The 26,747-nt window shown below is 37.4% G+C and carries 25 protein-coding genes, 1 tRNA gene and 1 pseudogene; 11 read left to right on the top strand and 16 right to left on the bottom strand.

Annotation, left to right across the window (positions count from 1 at the left end; genetic code table 11):
- The first annotated feature begins 55 nt into the window (after positions 1-55).
- The gene (locus EWU22_RS05315; protein ID WP_130924707.1) at positions 56-1,840 is read left to right on the top strand and encodes a hypothetical protein; all 1,785 of its coding nucleotides are present in this window, start codon (positions 56-58) and stop codon (positions 1,838-1,840) included.
- Here the strand turns inward: EWU22_RS05315 and dapF are convergent.
- The 4 genes from dapF to EWU22_RS05335 form a co-directional block, all read right to left on the bottom strand.
- The gene (gene dapF / locus EWU22_RS05320; protein WP_130924708.1) at positions 1,827-2,600 is read right to left on the bottom strand and encodes a diaminopimelate epimerase; all 774 of its coding nucleotides are present in this window, start codon (positions 2,598-2,600) and stop codon (positions 1,827-1,829) included. The genes EWU22_RS05315 and dapF overlap by 14 nt on opposite strands.
- A gap of 131 nt (positions 2,601-2,731) precedes the next feature.
- Complete coding sequence (locus EWU22_RS05325) at positions 2,732-3,529, bottom strand: IS3 family transposase (RefSeq protein ID WP_317127096.1); 798 nt, start codon at positions 3,527-3,529, stop codon at positions 2,732-2,734.
- Between the two features lie 8 nt (positions 3,530-3,537).
- On the bottom strand, positions 3,538-3,936 hold the full coding sequence (locus tag EWU22_RS05330) for a transposase (RefSeq protein WP_130924710.1): 399 nt from the start codon (positions 3,934-3,936) through the stop codon (positions 3,538-3,540).
- Positions 3,937-4,095: 159 nt separating this feature from the next.
- The gene (locus tag EWU22_RS05335; RefSeq protein WP_130924711.1) at positions 4,096-4,614 is read right to left on the bottom strand and encodes a DinB family protein; all 519 of its coding nucleotides are present in this window, start codon (positions 4,612-4,614) and stop codon (positions 4,096-4,098) included.
- A 74-nt stretch (positions 4,615-4,688) separates the two neighbouring features.
- On the opposite strand from EWU22_RS05335, the gene EWU22_RS05340 reads away from it, so the two are divergent.
- A tRNA-Asp gene (locus EWU22_RS05340) sits at positions 4,689-4,765 on the top strand.
- A gap of 54 nt (positions 4,766-4,819) precedes the next feature.
- On the opposite strand, the pseudogene EWU22_RS13550 reads toward EWU22_RS05340, so the two are convergent.
- A pseudogene (locus EWU22_RS13550) lies at positions 4,820-4,945 on the bottom strand (helix-turn-helix transcriptional regulator); the annotation flags it as partial.
- Between the two features lie 194 nt (positions 4,946-5,139).
- On the opposite strand from EWU22_RS13550, the gene EWU22_RS05350 reads away from it, so the two are divergent.
- The 5 genes from EWU22_RS05350 to EWU22_RS05375 all read left to right on the top strand — a co-directional run bounded on the left by EWU22_RS05350 (position 5,140) and on the right by EWU22_RS05375 (position 8,587).
- Positions 5,140-5,415 carry a helix-turn-helix domain-containing protein gene (locus tag EWU22_RS05350; RefSeq protein WP_130924712.1) on the top strand — a complete coding sequence of 92 codons (276 nt, stop codon included), beginning with the start codon at positions 5,140-5,142 and terminating at the stop codon, positions 5,413-5,415.
- 2 nt (positions 5,416-5,417) lie between these two features.
- Positions 5,418-6,686: a type II toxin-antitoxin system HipA family toxin gene (locus EWU22_RS05355; RefSeq protein WP_130924713.1), complete on the top strand. Its 1,269-nt coding sequence runs from the start codon at positions 5,418-5,420 to the stop codon at positions 6,684-6,686.
- 434 nt (positions 6,687-7,120) lie between these two features.
- The gene (locus EWU22_RS05365; RefSeq protein ID WP_130924715.1) at positions 7,121-7,444 is read left to right on the top strand and encodes a hypothetical protein; all 324 of its coding nucleotides are present in this window, start codon (positions 7,121-7,123) and stop codon (positions 7,442-7,444) included.
- Positions 7,416-7,844 carry a hypothetical protein gene (locus EWU22_RS05370; RefSeq protein ID WP_130924716.1) on the top strand — a complete coding sequence of 143 codons (429 nt, stop codon included), beginning with the start codon at positions 7,416-7,418 and terminating at the stop codon, positions 7,842-7,844. The genes EWU22_RS05365 and EWU22_RS05370 overlap by 29 nt, the downstream gene beginning before the upstream one ends.
- A gap of 131 nt (positions 7,845-7,975) precedes the next feature.
- Entirely contained in the window at positions 7,976-8,587 is a 612-nt protein-coding gene (locus tag EWU22_RS05375) for a hypothetical protein (protein ID WP_130924717.1), read from the top strand.
- Between the two features lie 177 nt (positions 8,588-8,764).
- Here EWU22_RS05375 and EWU22_RS05380 read toward each other — a convergent pair whose 3' ends face one another.
- The 3 genes from EWU22_RS05380 to EWU22_RS05390 form a co-directional block, all read right to left on the bottom strand.
- Positions 8,765-10,432: a carboxylesterase/lipase family protein gene (locus tag EWU22_RS05380; protein ID WP_130924718.1), complete on the bottom strand. Its 1,668-nt coding sequence runs from the start codon at positions 10,430-10,432 to the stop codon at positions 8,765-8,767.
- Positions 10,429-12,813, bottom strand: coding sequence for a family 78 glycoside hydrolase catalytic domain (locus tag EWU22_RS05385; protein ID WP_231962741.1), 2,385 nt, complete (start codon positions 12,811-12,813; stop codon positions 10,429-10,431). The genes EWU22_RS05380 and EWU22_RS05385 overlap by 4 nt, the downstream gene beginning before the upstream one ends.
- Before the next feature lie 209 nt (positions 12,814-13,022).
- On the bottom strand, positions 13,023-13,751 hold the full coding sequence (locus EWU22_RS05390) for an NUDIX hydrolase (RefSeq protein ID WP_130924719.1): 729 nt from the start codon (positions 13,749-13,751) through the stop codon (positions 13,023-13,025).
- 210 nt (positions 13,752-13,961) lie between these two features.
- On the opposite strand from EWU22_RS05390, the gene EWU22_RS05395 reads away from it, so the two are divergent.
- Entirely contained in the window at positions 13,962-14,339 is a 378-nt protein-coding gene (locus tag EWU22_RS05395; RefSeq protein WP_130924720.1) for a hypothetical protein, read from the top strand.
- Between the two features lie 68 nt (positions 14,340-14,407).
- On the opposite strand, the gene EWU22_RS05400 is transcribed toward EWU22_RS05395, so the two are convergent.
- The 8 genes from EWU22_RS05400 to EWU22_RS05435 form a co-directional block, all read right to left on the bottom strand.
- The gene (locus EWU22_RS05400) at positions 14,408-14,773 is read right to left on the bottom strand and encodes a DUF1304 domain-containing protein (protein WP_130924721.1); all 366 of its coding nucleotides are present in this window, start codon (positions 14,771-14,773) and stop codon (positions 14,408-14,410) included.
- A 6-nt stretch (positions 14,774-14,779) separates the two neighbouring features.
- On the bottom strand, positions 14,780-16,177 hold the full coding sequence (locus tag EWU22_RS05405; RefSeq protein WP_130924722.1) for an aminopeptidase P family protein: 1,398 nt from the start codon (positions 16,175-16,177) through the stop codon (positions 14,780-14,782).
- Between the two features lie 120 nt (positions 16,178-16,297).
- Entirely contained in the window at positions 16,298-16,798 is a 501-nt protein-coding gene (locus EWU22_RS05410; RefSeq protein ID WP_130924723.1) for an acyl-CoA thioesterase, read from the bottom strand.
- 75 nt (positions 16,799-16,873) lie between these two features.
- On the bottom strand, positions 16,874-17,830 hold the full coding sequence (locus EWU22_RS05415; protein ID WP_130924724.1) for a ketopantoate reductase family protein: 957 nt from the start codon (positions 17,828-17,830) through the stop codon (positions 16,874-16,876).
- A 5-nt stretch (positions 17,831-17,835) separates the two neighbouring features.
- Positions 17,836-18,351, bottom strand: a complete 516-nt coding sequence (locus tag EWU22_RS05420; protein WP_130924725.1) for a DinB family protein — start codon at positions 18,349-18,351, stop codon at positions 17,836-17,838.
- Positions 18,352-18,353: 2 nt separating this feature from the next.
- Positions 18,354-19,445, bottom strand: a complete 1,092-nt coding sequence (locus EWU22_RS13580) for a GNAT family N-acetyltransferase (protein WP_317127097.1) — start codon at positions 19,443-19,445, stop codon at positions 18,354-18,356.
- A gap of 38 nt (positions 19,446-19,483) precedes the next feature.
- On the bottom strand, positions 19,484-19,765 hold the full coding sequence (locus tag EWU22_RS05430; RefSeq protein ID WP_130924726.1) for an antibiotic biosynthesis monooxygenase: 282 nt from the start codon (positions 19,763-19,765) through the stop codon (positions 19,484-19,486).
- Between the two features lie 49 nt (positions 19,766-19,814).
- The gene (locus tag EWU22_RS05435; RefSeq protein ID WP_130924727.1) at positions 19,815-20,405 is read right to left on the bottom strand and encodes a TetR/AcrR family transcriptional regulator; all 591 of its coding nucleotides are present in this window, start codon (positions 20,403-20,405) and stop codon (positions 19,815-19,817) included.
- Between the two features lie 233 nt (positions 20,406-20,638).
- Here EWU22_RS05435 and EWU22_RS05440 point away from each other — a divergent pair, with 233 nt between their 5' ends.
- The 3 genes from EWU22_RS05440 to EWU22_RS05450 all read left to right on the top strand — a co-directional run bounded on the left by EWU22_RS05440 (position 20,639) and on the right by EWU22_RS05450 (position 26,699).
- Positions 20,639-21,883, top strand: coding sequence for a serine hydrolase domain-containing protein (locus tag EWU22_RS05440; protein ID WP_161566797.1), 1,245 nt, complete (start codon positions 20,639-20,641; stop codon positions 21,881-21,883).
- Between the two features lie 87 nt (positions 21,884-21,970).
- Positions 21,971-23,239, top strand: coding sequence for a purple acid phosphatase family protein (locus tag EWU22_RS05445; RefSeq protein ID WP_130924729.1), 1,269 nt, complete (start codon positions 21,971-21,973; stop codon positions 23,237-23,239).
- A 151-nt stretch (positions 23,240-23,390) separates the two neighbouring features.
- A complete protein-coding gene (locus EWU22_RS05450) occupies positions 23,391-26,699 on the top strand; it encodes a glycosyl hydrolase (RefSeq protein WP_130924730.1) in 3,309 nt (1,102 codons plus the stop codon).
- Positions 26,700-26,747: the final 48 nt, after the last annotated feature.

Raw genomic sequence — 26,747 nt, forward strand, 5'->3', positions numbered from 1 at the left:
TACGAACACATTGCCTCTAAATTAGAAAATTTTCGCAAGAATTATAATTGGATTGATGAACTTGTTTAGCCAGCGGCATTTTTATTTTTTTCTTTCTCTGGCTCCTGCCATTTTCTTTTATTTCTTTCTTCAGAAATTTGGAATCAACGCCCCCTTTGCTGATGATTGGAGTGCCATCAATGGCTTCATTATTCGCTTTTTTCATGGAGATGATAGCTTTGTAGATAAAATAGCTTTATTGGCTTCTCAGTGCAACGAACACCGAGAGGGATATTTGTCGATCATCAGTTTAATTCAATATTCTATTTCGGGTCAAATCAATTACATGACCTTGAATTTGGTTGGTGCTGGGGCCACTTTAGGAGTTCATTTTTTATTGAATGGGTATTTACATCGCTATCAATTACCTCATTGGTGGATTATTCCCTTGGCTTTTATTTGGTATAATGCAGCCTATTTTCACAATATTTTTTGGCCAGTTTGTGCCTTGCAGCATAATAGTATTGTGTTTTTCATCCTATTCGTTTTTTATGTGTTGGATGGAAAAGGAAAACAATCCGTGCAATTTACATGGGCCATTTTCTTAGCTTTTATAGCTGTATTCACCAGTGGAAATGGCTTTTTGCTATTTGTTGCTGCATTTCCTATCCTAAAAAATTACCGTTGGACGTATTGGGTGCTTTGGACAATTGCTGGAATAGCCTTTTTCAGTTTGTACATGTGGGGATATCAACATCCTTTTCAAAGGGGACATTTGACAGACAATTTACATATGGTAGCTTCTATCATTCAAATATTTTTTGTCTACCTGGGTTCATTTGTGGGGGTATTTTTCTCTACTACATCTGAGTTTAGGGTCGAGCTAAGCTTGGGCATGGGGGGCGCTGTTTTTATGACTTGGATGATATTCGTATTTCGACATATCTATCAAATCGTCCGTCAAAAATCTTCTTTGGACTTTATCCTTTCGATTCAATTGTTTATTCTGGCTACGGCACTTATTTATTCCATCGGTCGAGCTAATTTACCTATCGAATTTGTTTTTGAAAGTCGATATGCCATCAATAGTACCTTATTTTTGATGAGTTTATGTTTGATGCTTTGGCATATGTTTCCTGGCATTAAATCTTGGAGAGCGTGGACTTTTGTAGCATTTTCTATGCTGTATTTTGGGATATCGTATTGGAATAATTTATTAGCTGTTGTCAATTTCACCAGCTCCCAATCTGCGGCGATAATTAAACATAGCATTCAGCATCGAGAGCATTATTATTTTAAAGATTCCTTAGGAAGAAAGGCTGATTTAGGGGCTCCTAATCTAAAAGAACTTTCACAATTGGGAGGTCCTATTGTTGATTTTACAGCTGAATTACCTGCCTCGGTGAAATATGCCAACGATGCTGTTTCTCTGACATTCAAAAATGGATTTTTTGCATTGGATAAGCATGAAGCTAAATTAGAGAAGGATTTTCAAGCCAATCCAACTTCCTTAGCTAAGGCTCCTCAGGGTAAGGATTTGTTGCGTTTTAGCCTTGAAAAAAATGGGTTAAGGTATTCGGGAGAAAAGACAAGGGCAAAAATGTCCTATGGTTCAGATGGAATGTATGTGGTCTTTGAAAATGCCAAAAAAGAAAATTGGGTGTTCAATTTGTATTTCATGGAGTTGGATCGTGCCCGACAAATCAAGTTTCACGATGCCATTTATGTACGAAAAGTAGAAGGTATGATACCATTCATTTATCTTCCAGATGGAGATTACCGAGTTAAGCTATTCCGTGTAGAAGACAATCAAACGAGTTTAGTGAGTATTTTGCCACATATTCCCGTTAAAGGGATGTGATTTCCCCTTCAAAGACCCGAACAGCTGGCCCAATTAAATAGACGTCGTAAAAGCCTGTTTGTGCATTTCCTTTAAATTCAATGGAAAGCTTTCCTCCGATGGTTTGAATAGCAACTGGACTTGTTAAGCCATGGATGGTATTCGCTACCAAAGCAGCAGCGGTTACACCTGTTCCGCAGGAATAAGTCTCATCCTCAACCCCTCGTTCGTATGTACGAACAAATAGACCTTGGTTTACTAATTCTACGAAATTGACATTGGTTCCACCCCGACTTTTAAACGTATCGGAATATCGAATTTGGGCGCCAATGTTTTTGACATCTTCGGCTTGTACGGCAGAACTAAATCGAACTAGATGAGGTGATCCAGTTTGAGCAAAATAGTCAGAAGAAACAGCTTCAATCTCCGATACGTTTTGCATATGTAAGGAGATTTTGTCTGGGTCAATGTGCGCTTGATGTTCACCATCAATGGCAATGAATGTGGTGAAATTTTGTACAATTCCTAAGTCGGAGGCAAAGCGCACTAAGCAGCGTCCACCATTTCCGCACATGCTTCCTTCGGTTCCATCCGAGTTGTAATAGACCATTCTGAAATCATAACCTTCGGCATTTTGCAGTAGCATGAGTCCATCTGCTCCAATACCAAATCGGCGGTGGCACAAATGGGCAATCTCCTTCTGACCGAGCTGGAAATTACCCTCTCTGTCATCGATGATCACAAAATCATTTCCGGTACCTTGGTATTTGTAGAATTTCATGGGGGCAAAGATAAGGAATATAGTATTTAGATATTAGTTATTAGGGTTCAGTTATTAGTTATTAGATTTTTTTGTCTTGTCCTGATATAGGTTGACAGTTGGGTTCATTAATAACTCATTGTAAATATAGTTTAAGCTGCATATAAATCAACTGGCTTTTTCATTTTTAAAGCTAAATGCGGTCTTGATTCATTGTAGGTTTTAATGGCTTGAGAAACCGCTTTTTGGGCGGTTTTCAAGTTTTTATAAGTAGCATCTAAATTGAATTCATTTTTCAAAATTCCATTCACTCTTTCCGCCAATGCATTATCATAACAATTTCCCGCTTCTCCCATACTCACTTTTATTCCATGTTTTTCCGCTAATTGTACGTACTGATTACTGCAATACTGAATACCTCGATCTGAATGGTGAATCGTATTCATTCTAATTCTATGTTTAGCAGCCATTTTTAAGGCATTGAGGCATCCTGTTAAGTCTAGGGAATCGCTGAGATCATATCCGATGATTTTTCGGCTATAGGCGTCAGTGATTAGAGCTAGATAACAAAAGCCCTTTTGCTTTCTAATGTAGGTTATATCACTTACCCATATTTGGTCAGCTTCAGTAGGTATTAGATCTTTTATTAAGTTGCCATGTTTGTAAAAGCGATGAAAACTATTGGTTGTTTTGGTATAGCTCTTCTTGGGCTTTACTAATAAATCCTGTTGCTTTAACCATGCAAAGAATCGATCTCTACCCACATATAAATTGCTTTGCTTTAGGCTTGGAGCAATTAAATAATGTAATTTCCTTCCACCTAGTCGAGGCATTTTCTTTCGTTGTTCTAAAACAAGATCAATTAGAATAGGTTCTTTAAAATGCTTAGAAATAAAAGTCTGCCTTCGCTGTTTATAAAAGCTAGCTCTCACTTTATCTAGTTTATGCACAACAAGGGCTACTTTCTGCCCTTTTTGGACGGCTTTGATGATAATATCGAACCAGCTTTTTTTTTAACCTCTTCGATATCTAATCCTTGTTGTTCACAAATAACCTCCAAGGTGCTTTCCGCAATAACTCGGTCGGTGACAATGTCTGCAATAGACATCTTTAAGCGCTTTATTTCTAGCTTTAAAGCAGCAATTTCATCTTTTTCTTGGGGAGTTTCCACACGAATAGTTTTTGGTATGAGATTAAAATTACCACTTTTTCTTGCCCAATAAGCAATCGTGGTAGAACCTTTGATTCCATAGCGCCGCTGTAATTCATGGGCACTATAAATTCCTTGGGAAAGTTCTTCTAAAACTTGTTGTTTGAAACTTTCACTGTAACGATAAATCCTCTTAATTTTAAGCATAAGTATTCAGTTTGTAACTGTCTACTTTTTTCAGGACGGGACATTTTGTTATATCAAGACATGGTATTTCCGTTGAATTAATGATTAAAATTAAGCTTAGATTTAACGATCAAAAAAAAATTGAAACTGTTTTAATAACTATTAACTAAACCCTAATCACTATAAAGTATACCGCTCCTTCATAATTCCCAAATGATGCTTTTCATGGCCAGCGATCATCCAAGAAATGGCACGGACAGATACAGAATTGCCGTTGGCTGTACCCATGGTATTCCATTGTTCGGGAGAAAAGGATTTCAATAGGGCGGTGGTAGCTTGACGGGTCAAAATATATTGTTGTAGGATTAGATCCGTGTTTTGATTTTCATAATGGGCATTTTCTAAATAAGTATTTTCATCAAAACCGGGTAGGGATTGTTGTTCACCCCGACTGATGCATAAGGTTCGATAGGATAAGATGCGTTCTGTGTCAACTAGGTGACCTAGAAGCTGCTGCAAAGTCCATTTTCCTGGAGCATAAGCAAAAGCCCATTGCTCTGTACTTAGGTTTTGGTAGAGCGATTGAATTATTTTTGATTGATTATCGAGTACGTCAAATAGATTTTCTGTCGACTCAAAATTCAGATATTCAGCGAAGTAGCGTGTTTTCGGGTATTCGTAGGAGGCGGGAGGGAACATATTTTTTTGGTTTTTTTTGCTTGTGCATTTGTTTGAAAGGATAAATTAGCTAATTTTGTGCCACATTACAAGACGGTCCGGTAGTTCAGTTGGTTAGAATACATGCCTGTCACGCATGGGGTCGCGGGTTCGAGTCCCGTCCGGACCGCCAACTAAAAAAAAGCTTCAGAGAAATCTGAAGCTTTTTTGTTTTAATTAGTAATCCTTAATCGCCATCCTCAAGGTTAAGAATTTCATTGACGGACTTGTTGAAAATCTGACTAATCTTTAATGCTAGCAGGGTAGAAGGGACAAATTTGTTTCGTTCAATCGCATTAATTGTTTGTCGACTAACATCTACTTTTTGAGTTTATTTTAATGGTAAAATTTGGCATAAAATGATAATTATAATATACTTAATTGCCAATTTTAGTATAAAATGTTAATTATAATATACAATTTAATTTTAATATGATATATTATTTGATTATTTTAATATACATTTGTGTCATAAATCTCTAATTTTGTATATTTTAATTGTCAAAAATGGATAATATTTTATTTGATGTTGTTAAAGTAAGTGATGTTAAAGAGCAATTGGGTCAATGGTGTAAATCATTGCGAAAACGTCAGGGATTATCACAAGATGAATTGGGAAAATCTTTGAATTTGTCCCGATTAACCATACAGCATTTAGAATCTGGCAAAAACTCCACCTTAGATACCCTATTAAAGGTCTTAAATCACTTTCAGGAAATGGATGAGTTGTATCAATACATTCAAGTAAAATCTGTTAACCAAGCTCCTAAATCCTTGTATTAATCATGGGAACGGAATTATTGATCGAAATATGGTGCTGGGGAGAAGAGATAGGTAAGCTAGGATACGATGAAGAACATCGTCATTCGTATTTTCAATACCATCCAAAATTTCTTCAATCGGCTCGTTTTGCTCATTTATTTCCACTTTTATTCAAAAAGACCGAAGTAGTTCAAGTGTTCAAGCAATTTGAAGGCAATACCTTTCGAGGTTTGCCACCGATGATAGCTGACTCCTTGCCTGATATGTTTGGCAACTTGCTTTTCAATAAGTGGATGGAATCTAAGAGCCAAGGAATATCCAAAATTGGCCCATTGGAACAACTGACTTATTTGGCCAATCGGGGTATGGGCGCTTTGGAATTTAAGCCAGCCCAAAATTTGCCTTCTCGAGTAACATTCCAATTGGATGAAGTAGTGGAAGTCTTGAAAAAAGTGCTAGAAAATAAGGAAAGTACGTCGAGTGAGCATTTGGACCATCAGGCTTTATTGACCATTTTTAAAATAGGTACTTCAGCAGGAGGGATAAGACCCAAGATTCTCATTTCTGAACATAAAAAATCCAAAAAAATCATACCAGGGGATCTAGAAATATCGGATGCATATCATCATTATTTGGTCAAATTGACACTAGAAGATCCATTGGATTTGGATTATTACCGTGCTAAAATTGAATATGCCTATTATTTGACGGCTCGTCACTGCGGCATCCACATGATGGACTCTAAGCTGATTGACGATAAACATTTTGCGACCTTGCGCTTTGACCGGGTAGCTGGTAGAAAAATTCATGTGCTATCAGCCTCTGGCCTAACCGGTTGGGATTTTCTGGATAGCTCGGTGTCGACCTACGAAAACTTGTTTGACTTGGCCCTGTATTTGAAAATTCCACAAGCTGAAATCGATGAGTTATTTCAACGCATGGTGTTTAATCTCGTCTTTTTTAATATCGATGATCATTTAAAAAATCATTCTTTTTGTTACGATTCGGACAATGACCACTGGCATTTAGCACCAGCCTATGATTTAACCTATTCTGCCTCCTTGAAACTTAACCGACTCAAGACCAATCGGGCCTTGTCGGTCAATCATAAACGAAATCAGATAACGAAACAAGACATTTTGATTTTGGCGGATCAATATGCCATCAAATTTCCCGAAAAGTCCATTCAGCACATTCAAAAAGCCATTCCTTTTCTACTTCAGCAAATGAGAGAATTATCCATCCCCAAAACTATTTGTGCTAAAATTCAGCAGGATTTGGGTGGGATTTGATGGGTGTAGTTGAATTAACGTATACTTATTGGGATGTTGATTAAGAGTTTTAACGAATCTGATATCTTATGACCAAATAATAAGTATTCTTATAATTCATAGTTTATTGAGAAGATTTATACTAGTTTGGAAAAGGTAAATAGCTAATTATGAAAACTTTACTTAAAATTTCCTTGGTCTTATTTTTAATTTCTTTTTCAAATGAGTCATTTGCAAAGAGGAAAATGTCCGTTGTTGAAAATTATGTTTATCTGTGTAACGGACCTAATTCAAAAGTTTATCATCGATCAGAAAAATGTAAAGGTCTTAACAGATGTTCGACTCAAATCTCCAAAGTACTTGTATCAGTTGCTCAGGATAAAGGGAGAAGAGCGTGTAAGATTGAGTTTTAAAATATTAGAATAAAACACATTTATCATCAACAGAAATTAACCATGAAAAAAATCATAGTGTCTACACTATTTGGCATAATTAGCCACTTTGCATTTTCACAAAGTTTAACTTATGTAAATCCTTATATTAAAAAGGATGGTTCAACAGTTCAAGGTTATTATAAGACTTCTCCGAATAATACTAATTTGGATAATTATTCCACTCAAGGGAATTACAATCCCTATAACCAACAGCAGGGATATAAAGCCAAAGATTATTCACATGAAGCTCAAAATTATGTAGCTGGGCAAACAATAGAAACTGGACCAAGAGGTGGACAATATTATTACAATAGCAATGGAAATAAGACTTATGTACCTAAGTAGCCTAAATAGATATTTTGGAACCTTCATGGTTTTTCTACTTTTAACAAGTTGTAAAAATAAATATGATTTGAGAGAGGAGAAATTGGGTGAATTAATAGGCATTAGAAATCAATATTCTAATTCAATTGATAGTATTAATGTTATTCTTAATAACATAGAAAATTCAGATTCAGTTGCCGTTGATACCACCACAATTGCAAATGGTAGAGGCAGTTATACATTGGAAGAATTAAAAGAATTAGAATCATCGATTGAAAATGCGGATAATTCAATGAATGAATTTATAGCCCAGCAAAGAAGGCTGATTTTGCTTAAATCAAGTCGTCACAATTTTTCTTTAAAATTAAAATTTGTGAAGGCAAGTATTGATAGTATTAAAGAGATGGATGAGTTGAATTAAGAAATATTTAAAATTTCTTTCGATTTGACTCATTATTCAATTCAAATAAGCGAAGGTATTTTATTTTTTCTACTTTTTTTTAATTACTAAATTATTCAATTTTATAAAAAAGACTCTATTCTCTTGAAATTATGGATAATTCTACACCTGAAAAGCCTCATATGAAAGATGAAACTAAAAAACTAATATTTTCAATTTTTCTAATTGGTTTAGTCGTATTTTTTATATATAACAATTTAGAAGATAAAAAGGAAGATTCTGTTTCATCAATTGAAAAAAAAGAAGTAACAATTGATTCAGTCAAAGAGAATTGGAATCTCTCAATTCATGAGGACAAGATGGATAATAATGTTTATCGAACTGCTTTTTGTACATCGAAAAATACAGTTGAGTTAAATTTCCCTTATAATGGAGGAACTAATTTAGAAATTTGGTTAAGAAATGGGTTGAATGGTCAAGGTAACGAAGTTTTTTTAATTGTAAATAAAGGTCAATTTATGTCAAGTTTTGATGGAGAAGAGACAGTGAGAATGAAATTTGACAATTCACCTCCAATTTCAAGTAATTTTAGTAATGAGAGCACAGGTAAGTCCACAACAATATTTTTATCAAAATCTAGTTCAATTATTAAAAGATTAAAAAAATCTAAAAAATTAATAATAGAAGTTGATTTTTATGATAATGGCACCTCACAATTCGAATTTGATGTAGAAGGACTAAAGTGGGATATTAAAAATAAATAAAGGATATATTTGTTGCTGTTTAACGTCTATTATATTCAGATGTCGAAAATATCCATATTAGATTTTAGGTAATCATTCAAAAGATCTCAAAATACAACCTTCAATAGGCATCCCCCACAAAAAAAACCCCAGAATCCTGGGGCTTTGTAATTCATAAACTGATTATGTTTTAATTCTTTAGGACAATTTCCCCAATTCTCTCCAAACGCTTAATTCCTGCTTGAATCGGTCATGGATCACTTCCAATTTGGTATCAATGCGCATGGTTGGTCGGTCCTTTAAATTATAGGCTTTCCACTCAGGGGCATCTTTCGCAAATGGTTTCCCTGTTTTAGCAAAATTGGTCCATAATTCAGCAAAATTATGCGATGCTTGTGCTTTCTCAGGTCGATTACCGCCAAAGAAACTAGCCTTATTGGCGGATTCATTGTTAAACTTAAACGAAATATCCATGGCATGAGGGGTACCCATCGCATATTCTGTCCCAGGAATTTTCACTTCAGATTTATAGCCAAAATTGTATAAATATACCGATGCCCCATTCTGCTTCACTTTCTTTTCCGCAATTTCAACCGAACCTAATCCCATCATGGTGATGGATGAAATAGCCACAAAAATATCGGGCGCCGTAGCCGATGGATTGGCTTTGCGGTAGGTATCTATCAGCTTGGCTGTATCCTTTTTGTATTGTGGTTCTAACTTTTTAGCCAAGGCCTCAAAATCCATTTTAAAGGATTCCGTATCTTTTCTCTCCCATGCAAAAAAGGTGTACTCATCTTCATTCCAACCTACCAATAAGGGTTTATTCTTCGAAATGGCTGGTGCCGTTGGATCAAATGGATGATATGGTAATGCTTTTCCATCTACCACTGGGCCAAAACCTCCCGCATTTCGACGCATCAAACCGGCTGCGCTCGCATTGTTCTTTTCCTGGAAGGGAGGAACAAATGGAAGTTTAGCTTGCATAGCTAGCAAGTCGGCCGCAGGAATGTCCAATAGTTTTTTCCAATCTTGTGTGGAAATATTGAACTCTTTCAATAATTGTAAGGTATTTTCATGCGCCGTTTCTTTGTCCATCATCCTAACACCTGGTCCACTTTCTATGGATGCTTTATTGAAATAGGGAGCTGCGGATGGCATGGCATATAAACAAGATGTTTTGGCTCCTCCTCCTGACTCACCCCAAATCATGACATTGTTGGGGTCTCCACCAAACTGAGCAATGTTGTCATGAACCCATTTTAAGCCATCCACGATATCCAACATGCCATTATTTCCTGAACCTTCATAATCAGCCCCAGCTAATTGTTCTAAATACAAAAAGCCCATCAATCCCAATCGGTGGTTGGTTTCTACCACGACCACATCAAAATTACGGGCTAAATTAGCACCATCTTGGCCAGCAGAACCTCCCGATCCAATCACAAAACCTCCTCCGTGATTATAAAACATCACAGGTCGCTTCTTATTGTCGTTGGCTGGTGTCCACACATTTAGAAATAAGCAATCTTCCGATGGCGCAGGCTCGTTTCTACGAGGTGCCTGCATGGCCGGTGCTCCCAAAGTCAAGGTGTCTTTCACGCCTGTCCAAGGCTCTAAGGGTGCTGGTCTTCGGAAACGCCTGTCGCCCGAAATCCGACCCGCATAGGGGATACCTTTGAAGATGTTGACTCCTTCTGTTCGGAAGCCCTTAATTTTGCCATAGGTGGTTTCGCTCTGGATGAATTCTTCGACTAAAGAGGCTCCAGAAAAAATCGTAGAACTAGCCTGTAAGTAGCTTGGTAAAAAACTAACTCCAGCTGTCGCCAAGGATATTTGGCTTAAAAATTTGCGTCTATTGGTCATAGTTTTAATGTGTTTACACCTTCATTTAGTTGAATTTTTCTTCCTTTCCAAACGAAACTACCCGTGGTTGTATTAGGAAGGTTAATCTGTATTTTCCATTGATTTTGAATCAATTGATAGTCGACTGATATTTCTCCATTGGGATGTGGAATCTTTCCATTCACCTGTGTTAAAGCCCCTAAATGAGGTTCAATCTTCACTTTAGAAAAACTGATTCCATCACTATCTATTCCTAGTGTAGTTCGGTAAAATTCGATGTTTGGACTGGAACCCCACGCATGGCAATCAGATCGGGTCTTATCTACATCCGAAGTCTCCGCCCAAGTGGTTAAGCCCATTTGGATATTTTCTCTCCACTTGTCCAACCAAGACAAATAATCATTTCCGTATCCTGCCTTGATTAAGGCTTGATGTAAATAATACTTGAAATAAATGGAAGCTGGAGCCAAGGTGGAATTGTGCAGTAATTGATCTGCTACTGCTTTAATCTCTTCTCCTTGGGTCAATCCCGTTAAAATGGCAAAGGAGTTGGTATGCTGAGAAAAAGTATCTTTTTCTTCACGATCAGCAAATAGATTTTTTTCTTTTACCCAGTATTTTTGTCGAATCGTCTTTTTTAATTGATCAATTAAAACTTGATAATCCGCTGCTAAGGCCTTATTTCCTAGTTTTGTTTCTAAATCTAAGGCAACTTGATATGCCCACAATAGTTGAAAATCTAAGACTGCTGATGTTCCGTTAGGACTCATTGGACCCATCCCAGAACGCCAATCTTTGGCATTGTCTACCCAGTCAGTAAACATCCATTGAGGTACATTTTTCAAAGAACCATCGGCTTGCTGATAGTTTTTGAAATATTCCAAAATCTGACGTACACCCCCTAATTTCTGCTTGACAAAACTGGCATCTTTTCCATAGCGAGCGTAATCTTGCAACATGCCAATGTACCAAAATGAAAAGGTTGGAATGTACTGAGGGGTAAATGAGGGGTGTCGACTAAAGGTAACACCTTCTGGCTGCCTTGAGTAATCGATTAGATTCAAGGCATTTTTAAACAAGCGATCATCGCCACTGTTGTATAATGAAATTAATGCTTGAATTCGACCATCACCAATGTATTGCAATTGTTCATAATATGGACAATCCATGTAGGTTTCATAGGCGCATAAACGAGCCGTTCTCCATCCAATTTCCAGAATTTTACTGATTTCGGTATTGGAAGAAGTTAAACTTGCATTTAATTGAAATGGATAAGCTGTGAATTGGCTGTAAATATCCTGAATGGTCAAAGGCTCATTTTGCGTAGTGACCTTCACTTGAATATAGCGGTAGGTTCGGTAAGTTAATGTTGTAAATGTTTGATTGTTTGAGCCATCTACTAAAAGACTATCCGTTCTCCCGATGAATCTTTTTCCTGCAACCTCATTTCTATTTCCTTTCGAAGCCGAAGCATTAAATAAAGATTCTGCATAAGCTAATGCAATGGAGGCTCCTTTACCGCCACTAAAGGTCACTTGCGGATAGGCATTGGTCAAATATGTCTGATCTAAAATAAGCTTAACCGTGCTGTTGGCAGGTATTACGATGTCATTCTTTTTCTCTGGAAAGGTGGAAGGTATTTCGATGGAGCCTTCTTTCTGAACGAGTTTTTTCAAGCGTTCTTCTTTAAGCTCCATTTGAGGGATCTGAGAGGGAACAAGCATCCATCCACTCATGGTGCCAAATTGACCCAATTGATTTTTAGGTGAGCCAGGGAAAATATGTCTTGCTTTTTGCCATTTAGAATCATCAAATTGCTCACTTTGCCAAGATTTGGTTTGGGCATTCAAGTTTCTTAATTCACCCGCACCGGCTACATAATAGGCTCTTACGTTGAATCTGATAGGATTGTAACTATTATCCTTTTCACATAGCCAGGTATTATTGGTGTTGACCATAGCCTCGTTAGTACTCGCTCCTTGTAAGATAAAACCTGTTCTGTAGGTAATTTGGGCCTCAGGTCTGAATTCACCTTCGTTCCAGACTTGGGCAGCCATTACGTTTTTACCAGATTTTAAATAGGGAGCTATGTCTACAGTTTCAAAATTCCAGTGAGCTAAATCACCACGAGCAGGTCCCATGGAAACCACTTTTTCATTGACATACAGTTTATATCGATTATCTCCTGAAACATGGATGATAAAGGATTGCGGTTTGGAACTTAGATCAATCGTTTTTCTAAACATGTAAACACCATATCCATCTGGGCTAGTATTGGGAACACAAATCCAATTGGCTTGCCAACGTTTTTGTAAAATGTCCGCAGCAACTTCTTGCGAATAAGTTAAAACGGATTGGAGAAGTAGAATTAATAAGATTAGTCGAGTACGTAATTTCATCATAGTGGGCTGGCTTATTATTGAATTAAAAGTATACAATGTATATGTTTTGTAAAACATATTCTTGATTTGGTGCAAATATTGAAATTGAAAATGAAAGGACTATCCTTATTGATATTAAGGTAAGTTGGCTAAGGATTAAAATACAAAGGCCGAAAGGGTTATTTAACGGTAATAGCAGTCTTGAAAACCAGTAAAATAGCTGGAATACATCAAATTTCTTTGAATTTATACAAATAAGGAGCTTTGTTGGCAGCGCCAGTAAATTGTTTTTCTAAACGGTCGAGTATGTTTAAATCCAACATCATTTTTTGGAAATTATTTCTCCGAAAGGGTTTATCAAAAATCGTTTCATACAGGTTTTGAAGTTCTTTCATCGTGAAAGTCTCAGGTAAGAGATTATACCCGACCAAATGATCATCAAAGTTGGCGCGTAGTGCCTGAAGGGCTTTCGCTATAATATCCTTTCCGTCTAAAATTAAATTGGGAAGCTGATTGATATCTACCCATTCCATCTTTTCATCAATGTAGGTAGTTTGTGGCTTTACCTTTTTGATGTCCACCAAGGCATAATAACCTATGGATACAAATCGACGTACAAACCAATCGTATTCTTCTTGGGAGCCTTGCAACTGAGGGTTTTGTGCCAGGAGGGAACCCATGAATTCAGCATTGTTTCTGTTGGCATTACCGAAAACATAGAATTGCTCCAAATAGATATCTTTTATTTGAGTTCTGTCTTCTAATATCCTTTTGGCTGCTTGATCTACATCTTCATGCTGATAAATAAACCCACTGGGTAAGCCCCAGAAATCACCTTGGAAATTCAATTTGGGGACCAAGACTTTTAAGGTCTCGTTTTGATATCCGAATATGACGCAGTCGATGGATAATTGAGCAATGTAGTCTTGGGTACTTAATCCTTTATAGTTTTCAGACATAGGTTTATACGTTCTAGTAACAAAAATAATAAATTATTGTCTAAAAAATAGACAATATAAAAATTGTTTCTATATTTGGGCACAAATTAGAAATAATTCAGGCATAATTCCCTGGTAATCAGCTATAGGATGGGGTCTAATGGATAAAGTCTAATTTCTTAGGAAGCCACAAAGCATTGTAAATAATTGTTTTAACTAAATAATCCAACCATGAAAAAAGTAAGTATGTTGTTTGCCATGATCGCTTTCTTGATAAGCTTTCAAAGTTTTTCTAAATCGACTCTAGCTCCTGATTTTTTTGCAGGCAAGTGGGAATTGGTTATAGTAGGAACTCCCAATGGAGATGCGAAAATGATCAGTGAAATTAAGCGTGTAGAAGGTAAATTGACTGCGGTATTGAAAGATCCACAAGGACAAAACCCGGATATGAATGCCAGTGTGGAAGAAAAAGAAAATCAGATTTCTGTATTTTTTCAAGCACAAGGTATGGATATCACGATGACCTTAAACAAAGTAGATGAGGATAATTTGAAAGGTGATATTTTGAGTGGGATGTTTGAGGCGAAAGCTAAACGGATCAAAGAATAATGGAATTACTTAAACAGAAAAGGGGCAAAATGCCCCTTTTCTGTTTAAAACACCTAGGTTTTTTGAAATTATAAAAACATATAAGCACAAACTAAGCTAATCAAAGCGGGTAAAGCTTGTTTGAAAAAGATGCCTCTGCTATAAAGCGCTCCAAAAAGCCCAGCCACTGATACACAACCTAAGAAAAACAGCGCCACGTTTTTCGACCAAGCTGGATCAGAAATACATAATGACCAAATTAATCCCGCGGCTAAAAATCCATTGTATAAACCCTGATTCGCTGCAAGTCCTTTGGTCGGTGTAAACAATTCAGGCGACAAAGCACCTTTGAATGTTTTTTTGCCCAATGTTTCCCAAGCAAACATCTCTAAATACAAGATGTATATATGCTCCAAGGCCACAAGTCCAATGAGTACTTTGCTGACAATTTCCATGTTGGCTTATTTAAAAATACTTTTTCCTTTGGCTAATTTTTCAATTTCAGCCACGGTTCTTGGGGAGCCCGCAGATAAGTTGATCGGTGTATCCTGAGTGACTAAAATATCATCTTCAATTCTTACCCCAATATCCCACCATTTTTTATCACAATTACTTCCAGCTGGAATATAGATACCGGGTTCTACGGTTAATACCACGCCTGCTTCCAAGACCCTTGGTCCCATATCATGCACATCCAAACCCAAATGGTGTGACGTGCCATGAGGGAAATATTTTCTAGCTTCTTTTTCATTGGCAGCAATGCCCAACTTGATTAAACCAGCATTAACGACGGCCCTTGAGGCGGCATCCACACCAGAAAAAGGCAAACCTGCTTTACATGCAGCAATACCTGCATCTTGGGCTTGAAGCACAATTTCATAAATCTGCTTTTGAGCTTCAGTGAATTTACCGTTGGCTGGAACCGTTCTGGTGACATCGGCACTGTATCCATGGTATTCCGCCGCGCAGTCACTCAGCAATAATTCACCCGATTGGATTACTTTTTGATTGGTGATATAATGTAATACACATGCATTACCTGCTGCTCCATTGATACTCGGATATCCTGTATATTCAGAGCCTTGGTTTTTGAAGTGGTATTCCATTATGGCTTGAGCCTGAAACTCTTTCATGCCAGGTTTTATGGCACGCATGACATCATTGTGACCTAATGCACTAATTTCAGCCGCTTTTTTAATTAAGGCAATTTCCTCTGCTTGTTTGATTCCCCTTAACTTACTCATAATTCCCATGGTGCTTCTTTGAGCAATTGGTTTATTATGAGCTATTACAAGACTATCCAATAAATTAGCCATCTTGGTTAAAGGCTCTTCTCTTCTCTCATATTTGCCAAAAATACCTTCATTTCTGTATAAAGAATAAACGGAATCAATTTGGGCCAATGGTAGGGTAGAAGCATTCAATTTATCATTCGTAAAGACATTATCCATCTTACTTTTTTCCATATATCCTTCAACTCCCAAAATCTTACCCGTCCATAATTCTTTCAATGGATCTCTATTTTGGAGGAAAATAAATTCAGTTCCTGTTTTTCCTAACAGGGTAACTGGGTTTTTAAAGAGGAATAAAACAGCATTAGGTTCATCTAATCCTGTCAAATAGTAAAAGTTTTTGCTTTGTGCATATTGATACGTAATATCATTGTTACGCACACGAATTTGAGAAGCAAAAAAAACAGCCATACCCTTATCCGAAATTTTTTGTTTCAAGGCCGCTCTTCTGCTGGCATGAAATTCAGGACTCAAATAATCATTGGGATACAGTTGGGAAGATTGTGCAAAAATTAAGCTGGGGCATAATATAGCGCATACCAAGAAATAGAATAGAGAAGACTTCATAAGTTGTTGATATTTGATGTTCCACAAATAAAAGTATCAAGTTTCCTTCAATTTTTTATTGCCTTATTCAAAATTTCCCAAATTCATTTAATTGGAGATTTCATTTACTTAGTGAATTATTTATGTTGCTAGATTGCTTTTAGCCTTAAATGTGCTGAGCAAGTGTTTCAATCGTACTTGCAAATTCTCTTCATGATTGATATCTTCATTTTCAATGGATTTTGCCCAATTCATGAAATCAGAAGGATGCTGGCTTTTTTTACCAGTTTGTGTACTAATTGGGACCAGTTTTGTTCGCATGATGGCTTTTAGATGACTTTGACTTTTATTCATCATGATGGTTTCTAAAAATAGAAGCTCCGAATCAGCATAAAGAAGACTTGATTGAATACTAACCACTTCATTATATAAAGCGGCTTTGATATAGGCTATTTCATGTCCTCCCACTACCCAACCTAGGCCATGGTTAAAGTATGAAGTCAAATCTACCTGATAAAAGTCCCTTAAATGATCTTCACGAGCATTCATGAAATAATCAAGGTATCTTGAATTATTTAAGTGCCCCAATAAATCACAATCATTAAATCGAATAATATAGCTACTGCTTGGTGTCTTGGTCATGGCAATATTTTTTAGGGTATTTTGCTTACCTATTTCGGAGGATTTCCATCAGGTGAGTAAAAGTTTATGATTGATTTAGGCTTTTATATGGGGGTATTTTTCTTGTAGTTCTTGATATACCTTTTCATAATGAGGGAGTTTCAATGCATGCGATTCAGCTTCTTTTATGACATAGGTAAGCAAGGAGTCAATTTCTGACAAATGCCCTTTCGCCAAATCAAGTTGGAAGGAGGACTTGACTGTAGGGTTGAATTTTCCTAACAATTCAACATTGTTTTTAATGGCATTTTCATCCAAAGGAATTTGTTTGACATGGGCTAAATGGACCAATTCAGTTGTGAGTTGAATGAATAGATTTAGGTCACTTTCATTTTCTAGTATCTGGGAGAAAGTCTTTTGGGTTAATGCAGATACCATGGCTATGGGCGACACAAATAGGAATTTTTTCCAAAGAATTTCTTGAATGTTTTGTGTGAATGTGGTGTCTATTCCAGCCTCTTTAAATAGTTTTTCCAACTCTTCTCCTTGTTTACTTGCTTGATTATTCGTGCCAAAAAACAATTTTGTTGGTCCAGGTTTGTGCACAATGGTACCAGCTTGTTGGATGTTCGAAGCAATGAAAATACAGCCTTCTAGCAGCGTAATACCTTGGGGTAAAAAATCAGCTATCGTGGCTTCGCCATTGACGGTATTTTGAGTTGTGATGATGACAGCATTAGGTCGTAGACAACTAGCGTAATCTTTTAGGATCGCAGTAGTTGAATAGCTTTTGGTACAAATAACTAAGGCATCTATTTGACCAATGATAGCAGGATCATTCGAATTGACGCTTGGGATGCAAACAAATGTTTGATCGCCAGAATGCAGGGTAAGTCCCTGCTGATCAATGACCTTTTGGTTTTCTCCTCTTGAAATAAATAGGATTTCAACATGCTCACTATATTGAAAATGATGGGCTAACATTCCTCCAATGTATCCGCCAATACCACCTATTCCTGCTACGGCAATTCTTGTTTTTTGATTTATATTCATGGTTTTTATGGTGTCTTGTGTAATAATTGGCTTATTCTAGCTAAATGGTGGTCGTCATGATCTGCTACAAATAGTAAATGATCTTGCATGTTCATGGGTATTTTTAATCTAGGATGAAGGGCAGATTGTAACAAGTTTTCGGGTTGTAACGCTTGTAACATTTGTATGGTTTCCAATCGACATTTTTTAAAAGAGCCTAGTAATTCATCAATGGATTTGGCATTGTGATTGGCTGAATGTGTTTGAGTATTATTTAAATCGGTCAACCTTAATTCGGCCTGACCGCTCAGAATATCCTCGATTCGACCTTGCCAGAGTGGTTCCAAATCAATCAAGTGGCCAATGTTTTCTTTGATACTCCAAGTGTTACCTTCCGACAGCATAAGTACATGTTCAGACACTCCAATCAGTTTATCTGTTAGGCGAATCGAGGTACCACTTAGTCGTTCTAGTATTGCGGGGAATATTAGCTGAGTATTTCCAAATTGGAATTGTCTCTCAAACCATTTTTCTTGTTGCATGGTCATTGATTTTTTAGCTCAAGTTCAAGTAAAGCAACATGCAAGTTGCGGTGTTGTTTGGGTAAATCGGGGCTATTGGAAGTAGTGTAATCATCAATATGATTGAAACCGAATTTTTTATAGTATTCAACGATGTTTTTATTCGCAGCCCAAGTATCCATTCGAATGTAGCTCAACTGTTTTTCCTGTGCCATCTTTTGGGCCCAATCAATGACTTTCTCTAGCTGTTTTTGACCTTTAAAAGCAGGATTAACCACAATTCGATGAAGGTAAATGGCATCTCCTTTTTCCCTTTCCCTCCAGATAAGCTCATCGGCATAACAGACACTAAAAATGCAAAGGATGGTATCCCCCTGAGTGATTTTATACTGGAGCTGATGATCAATCTCCCATTGAATAAAGTCTTTGTCGTAGGTAGTCCATCCTACATAGTTGTTTTTTTGAATGTACTGAATGGCTTCTTCAAAAAGCCAATGAATCACTTTTAGGTCCTTGCTTGTCGTATTTTCTATTTGATAATTATTTGATGCATTAGGCTGAATGTATTCATCTGTAAAGTGAATTCGACTCTTTTCTGCGGCAAATTTTTGGGTATTATACTGCCTTGAATTTCCTTTAGGAATGGATAATGATTTCCAAGTTTCATCGCATCGCATTTTACCTATAAAAACGATTTGACCAATGTGGTAAGGATAATGCGCTAGCTGACGATTGATGGCTTCGGTCACTGTATGACCTTGATTTCTAATATATATGATTTTCGATAAGTCCTCGTCTTTGAGCATTTTCAAGGTGCTAAAAAGACAATCCCAACCCGCTTCCCAGCTTGCCATGAGTTGTTCTTTATTCTGAATGGAATGATCAAATTCGTTATCCCTATTTCGTCCTTCCTTTTCTCCATCAGAAGTCAAGAAGTCGGTCCAGCGAGAAAGCATATTTCCACTCAGGTGTTGAATAATGATAGCCATACTATTGCTCTCGGTATTGTATTGCCAAAATAGATCAGCTTCACTGACTTGTTCCATGGTCTTTTCAGCGAGCATTTTGTAATATTCAAATTGCTTGATGACACTGGGTAAATAGTTAGGGTCCATGATATTCTACAGTTAATTGGAGACAAAAGAAATGAAAATTAGAGAATGCCGGAATCGATGAGGTTGAGGTAATTGAACTCTGGAGTTTTAACTCCGGCATCCAATCTGATTTGCTGGACTTCGGGTGAGTCGAAAAATGATTTGGCCTTTTCTAAATCATCCCAATGTGAAAAATGTACAACCTTATTTGGCTCATGCTGGAATTGTAATACTTGAAACGAAATTTCTCCAGCCGCTTTTCTTAAGTTGGCTGCTTGATCAAATTGCTTTTTCCATGATGAATAATCGGCAACTTCATGGATAATAAGAACATAATTCATAAGGTGATAATTTTTATACCATTTGGTATATTTTTGGATAAATTTTTATTTATGCTTTTAGGTTGCGGATCATTTTTTCTAAGAAATCCATTGATTCATACAAAGCATTGAGGTTACCAGTTACTTTCGTTTGCATAAAACTCCCTTGAATTAAAGAGGTCAGTACTGATATAAATTCTTGTACTGGAAGATCAGCTTTGATTTCACCCGTTGATATTCCTTTGTTAATCAAAAATTCCAATGATTTTCTCCAATAGGAAAATGCAGCAGTGGCCTTACTTCTCAACTGAGGATGTGTGTCATCAGCTTCAGTTGAAGTATTTGTAATGGGGCAGCCTGCAGCTAAGAAAGGTAATTGAAGGAAGTTTCGATAGGTTTGGGGGTAAACTAATAATTTGCCAATCACGGAGCTTTGAGTTTCCATTTGACTTTTTATGTAGAGATTAACTCGCATAAAATTATAATCAAAAGCAGCCAGAGCTACTTCGTCTTTATTGTCAAAATTCCCATAAATACTTCCCTTCGTTAAGCCTGTAGCAAATATTAAATCATTGATAGAAGTTCCAGCATATCCTTTTGTATTGAATATTGGGGCTGTTTTTTCAATAATAAATTGCTTCGTTCGTGCTGCTTTTGACATGCTTTGTTTACTAAGTGATGTAAATGTAATAAAATATACCAATTGGTATAAATATTATTTTATTTTTTTCAAAAGGATAAAGGTGTTTGTACGTAGCAATGATATTTAAATGGTATAGAATTCTTGAGTCAACTCAGGAGGTGCTTAAAATCATTTGAGCATCGATGGTCATTAATTTTCTCTATTTATTGCTTAGCTTCAAACTGAATTTCAAAAAATCAATTTTTTGTAAGATGAAACTAAAAAAACACCTACTGTACTTTGGATTTTGCTTCTTAGTTAGCACAACTATTTTTGCCCAAACTTCCGAAAAATTAGTAGCAGGAATGTCATTGGAGCGTTTGCAGCGTTATGATGCTTTCTTGCAAAAGGAAATCGATGATCACATAATCCCTGGAGCAGTTAGTTTGATTGTGAAAGATGGAAAAGTAATTGAGTACCGTGCGCTGGGATTTAGTAATGCAGTGGATAAAGTGCCCATGAAGCAAGATGATCTTTTTTACATGCAATCCATGACCAAGCCTATTATGACCGTGGCCTTTATGATGTTGTATGAAGAAGGGCATTTTCTTTTAACCGACCCTGTATCTAAATACATTCCTGAGTTTAAAAACATGCGGGTAGCCAAAGATGTGAACCAAGGTGCCAATGGAGAAACAGACTCGCTAGCTAGTCAAATTACCATTGCCCAAATTCTAAGTCATACCTCAGGCATGACCCACGGATTAGCGACAACGGCATTGGATCGAGATTTTAGAATGAAATATTATGGAATGCCTTTTCCCAAGAATATTCAAGAGTTAGTTATTAAGGCGACCAAAATCCCTTTGGTAGGTCAACCTGGAAAACAATGGAACTACAGCGCAAGTCCAGATGTATTGTCGGCCCTTATCGAAAAATTTTCTGGAATGAGCACCGCTGATTTTTTACAAGAAAGGCTGTTTAAGCCGCTTGGGATGATTAATACTGGTTATAATTTGACTGATGCACAAGCAGCAAGAGTGGTTAAAGTTCATCGGAATTCACCAGATGGGTCTTTGATTTTAACCACCAATCAACCTAAAACTTCAGGTAATGTCATTTGGTTTGGAACGCATAGTCTATTTTCTACGGCTAAAGATTACATGGAGTTTTGTCAAATGTTATTGAATGAGGGTAAGTGGAAAGGCAAACAATTCCTTAGTAGAAAGACCTTGGAACTTATGATTTCCAATCATGTTGGGGATATGTATGAAAAACGAATTCCGGACCGTAAAGGAGAAGGTTTTGGATTGGGATTTGCTGTTTTAGAAAATGTGACGGGAAGTCAAGTTTTAGGGGATAAAGGATTGTATTTTTGGTCAGGAGCTAATAATACGCACTTTTTTATCAACCCGAAAGAAAAATTAATTGCTATCATGCTAACCCAAAAGGATCCCCATACCATATATTACCATACCAAAATGCGCCAATTAATCCATCAAGCCATTGTGGAATAAATGGCTCGAATCAGTAATTTTATTAAATAATCTATAAACTGATATACCAAAGCTCACAGCCTTGGTATATTCTTTTAAACCTATTCTATGAAACGTATCATTATCCTATGGATGTTAGGAGTTATTCCTGCATGTGCCCAAAATCCCAAAATCATTCGAGGGCCATATTTGCAAAATTTTACGAGCACTTCAGGGGTCATTCGATGGAGGACAGATGTACCTACGGACAGTCGTGTTTATTATGGCAAAGAGTTACCCAAAAATGCCAAATCTGTTTATGATGCTCGTTTGACAACGGAACATGAATTGAAATTGACAGGCTTAAGTCCAAATCAAATTTATTTTTATTCCATTTCTACCCCTCAAGTCGTAGCGAATCAATATGTCAAAACATTACCTAAGTCGGGGAGTAATCAAGCGATTCGGGTCTGGGCTTTAGGGGATTTTGGGACAGGTTCAAAAAATCAGTTGATGGTTCGAGATGCAGTCAAAAACTTTGTTAAAGATAAACCCATTGATGCATGGATTTGGTTGGGAGATAATGCCTATGGGAGTGGCAAGGATATTGAATATCAAAAAAATGTGTTTGAAGTATATCAGGAAGATTTCTTTCCCAATACTAAATTATGGCCAAATCCAGGCAATCACGATTATAAAGACAATCCCGATGCTAAGAAATTAGCCTATTATCAAAACTTTACCATGCCAATGAATGGAGAAGCTGGAGGGCTTAAATCAGGTACAGAAGCATATTATTCCTTCAACATGGGAAATGTACACTTTGTATCGGTTAATTCGGAAGAAACATCAGCAGATGGAACCAGTATTATTGATAGCACCGGTCAACAAGCGCAGTGGCTCAAACGTGATTTAGCAGCGAATAAATTACCATGGACCATCGTATATTTTCATGAACCTCCTTATTCCAAAGGTTCGCATGATACAGATACGGATGAGGAAATGACTAAGGTGCGGCAACAAATTGTACCCATATTTGACCGATATCATGTGGATTTAGTTTTAGCGGGACATAGTCATTCGTATGAGAGAACTTGGCCGATTCGAGGACATGTAGGTCAGAATGATAGCTTTGATCCTAATAAACATGTGTTGGCTAAGGAGATTAAGCCGAATCACTATGTCGTGGATAAATCTTCACAGGGAACTATTTACATTGTGGCTGGATCAGGTGGCCAGTTGGGCAAAAGTCAGCCTAGTTTCCCCTTAAAATCATCCGCTTTTTCTACGGTGGCGCTGGGAGGTTCATTGATATTAGATATTAAGGATAGGAAATTAGTAGGGCAGTGGATTGGCTCAGATGGAAAAGTGCATGATGAATTTAGTATTCAAAAGTAGTAGGCCCTTTTTTGTAATTATTGGGTCAATTTATGGCTGTAGATTGTCATTTTGAAAGTAAATGATTGATTTAGTGGGATTGCCCTAGGATGGACAATGATAGTTAGTTCAAAATGCTTTGGTATTTTGCCCTTACAAAACTGAATTATTCATGGTTACACGTAGACAATTATTCGCCCTATTGACTCCTTTATTGATAAGCTTAGGTGTCCATGCACAAGATGCTTTGAAGGCAGAATTTCAAACTCCACCTAATACAGCTAAACCGCGAGTTTGGTGGCATTGGATGAATGGAAATATCACCAAGGAAGGTATTCAGAAGGATTTGGAGTGGATGGAGAAGACAGGTATTGGTGGTTTTCAGAATTTTGATGCTAGCTTAATGACACCCGTTGTGGTGAAAGATAAGCTAAGTTTTATGAACCCGGGCTGGAAAGATGCTTTTAAGTTTACCGCCGATTTAGCGAAGAAAAAGAACTTAGAAATGGCTATTGCAGGTTCTCCTGGTTGGAGTGTAACGGGTGGGCCATGGGTTAAGCCCTCCGATGCCATGAAAAAATATGTATGGTCAGAGACAAGACTTAGTGGAGGAAAAGTGTTCACAGGTAAGATTCCTGCACCTTCTTCCGTAACTGGCCCTATGCAAAATACTCCTGTGGAAGCAGGTGGATTTGGTGGCCCTGCTCCAGGTCCAGCACCCGTAGTGCCCGAATATTACCAAGATTTTGCTGTAATCGCCTATCCATTATCCCAACAGGATAAAGCTATGAGTAGCATGAATGCTACCTTGACGAGCAGTGGAGGAACTTTTACCTTAGCACAATTGACCGATGGAGATTTGCATAATTTTAGCATGTTACCTCCTAAAAATGTGGGTGATGAAACATGGATTCAATACGAGTTTCCAGAAGTTCAAGAAATTGCCGCAGTGACCATTGCAAATGAAGGATATGGGGAATTAGCTGTTTTTAGAGGCGGTCCAGAAAACAGATTTCTTCAATACAGTACCGATGGAGTTAATTTTAAGCAAATAGTAGCTATACCTGGTACGATTACGGCCCAAACTACCTTGTCGTTCAATCCAGTTAAAGCGAAATATGTTCGCTTAGTGTATAAAATATTGCCTCCTGCTCCTAATATGATGGCAATGTTTGGGGGGAGTCAAGATAATAGCCCTAAGGGAACTCAAGTTTCAGAATTTGTAGTACATACAAGCCCTAAAGTTCATTTGTTTGAAGGAAAAGCAGGTTTTCAGCCTTGGGTAGAGACGCCAGGGGTAGTTACTTATAACCCTGCTGGACCTAAGACGAATCAAGTTATTGATTTGACGAGTCTAATGAAATCAGATGGTTCCATTTCATGGAATGCACCTGCGGGAGATTGGGTCATTTATCGATTCGGTTATTCATTGACAGGTAAAAAGAATCACCCTGCATCTCCTGAAGCTACAGGTTTGGAAGTGGATAAAATAGATCGAGAAGCGGTAAGTCGTTATTTGAATAATTATTTAGACCAATACAAGGATGCTACTGGAAATGACTTGATGGGAAAGCAAGGCTTGACGCACATGGTTTTGGATAGTTATGAAGCGGGTCACATGACCTGGACACCAGCCATGTTCGATGTATTTAAAGCTAAGCGCGGCTATGATATGAAGCCTTGGTTACCCGTATTAGTTGGCCAGATTGTCCAAGATCTTAAATCCAGTGAGAAGTTTTTATGGGATTTTCGCAAGACAATCGGAGAAATGATTGTTGAAAATCATTATGAATTGATTGGGGAAATTTTGGCGCAAAGGGGAATGAAACGCTATACGGAATCTCATGAATCGGGTCGTATCTTTTTAGCGGATGGTATGGATGTGAAGAAGAAAGCAGATATACCTATGTCAGCAATGTGGCAGCCTGGAGCTTTAGTACCTGGTGCAGATGAAGAAATTAGAAGTAGAGCAGATATTCGTGAGTCGGCTTCCGTGGCCCATATTTATGGTCAAAATATCGTGGCTGCCGAGTCGATGACTACCGTTGGTAATCCTTTTAAACCTCATCCTGGGACCTTAAAAAGAACAGCCGACGTAGAAATGGCATCTGGCTTAAATCGATTTGTTATCCATACTTCGGTGCATCAACCCTTGGATAATTTGTTCCCAGGATTCACCTTAGGACCATTCGGACAATGGTTTACCCGTCAGGAAACTTGGGCAGATCAAGCTCGTGTTTGGGGGGATTATCTAGGAAGAAGTTCCCATATGTTGCAGCAAGGTAAATTTGTGGCAGATATCCTTTATTACTATGGGGAGAATACGAACATTACCTCCAATTTCACCAAGTCATTACCCGATGTCCCGGTGGGTTATGAGTATGATTTTGTGAATTCAACAGCTTTGAAAAACGTCATTTCTTCGCAAAATAAGAAATTAACGAATCCTAATGGCGGTCAATATGCGGTATTGGTATTAGATCCTACAGCGAAACAAATGACCTTGTCGGTATTAAATAGAATCTTGCAATTAGCTATAGCTGGTGTGCCCGTGGCTGGACAAGCGCCAGAATATACGCCTAGCCTAGTTGATAATGAACAAGAGTTTATGGGTCAATTAGCACAATTAAAAAAATTACCTAATGTGTATTTTGGGAAGGACTTGAAAGAAGTTTTGGCACTATTAAAGGTGTCAAAAGATGTTCAGGTATCGAATCAAAAAGCAGAGATTTTGTATGTTCACCGGGCTTTGGCCGATAAGCAGATTTACTGGTTGAATAGTCGTTCAAATGAACCCAATTCAGCACAAGTATCTTTCCGAGTTAGCGGAAAAGTTCCATCAATCTGGAATCCTGAGACAGGCGAGGTTACTCGAGTTGGTTATGAAATCAAAGGAGGAAGAACCCTCTTGAATTTAGAATTCACTCCTTGGGATGCTTATTTCATTGTATTTGAAGGAAAAGCTACGGCATTAAAAGTAAGCTATCCGAAGCCACAAGTGGTGAAAACTCAAGCAATAGAAGGGCCATGGAAAGTTCAATTCCAAAAAGACAGAAGTGCTCCTGCTGAGATTACATTGAATTCTTTGGTATCATTGAATAAGCATGAAAATGAAGGCGTTAAGTATTTTTCTGGAGCCGCTACCTACAGTAATAAGTATGAATTGTTGAGCATTGCTCGTGGTGAAAGTATTAAGCTAGATTTAGGTGATGTGAAAAATTTAGCGGAAGTATATGTGAATGGCAACAAAGTGGCAACTTTATGGAAAAAGCCATTTATAGTAGATATAACTTCTCCATTAAAAATGGGTAAAAATACGATTGAAATAAAAGTAATAAACTCTTGGGTAAACCGCTTAGTGGGCGATGCCCAGCCAGGTGCTAATAAGATTACTTTTACTTCTTTTCCTTTGATTCGTCCCAATAGCCAAACCGAAGAATCTGGTTTGCTAGGGCCTGTTAAAGTATCGACTTACAAATAAAATGATAAATGATTGCTTAAAAATCCCCGGTCTTTCCGGGGATTTTTT

Source organism: Aquirufa nivalisilvae, from assembly GCF_004307455.1.
In the GTDB taxonomy this organism is placed as follows: Bacteria; Bacteroidota; Bacteroidia; order Cytophagales; family Spirosomataceae; genus Aquirufa; species Aquirufa nivalisilvae.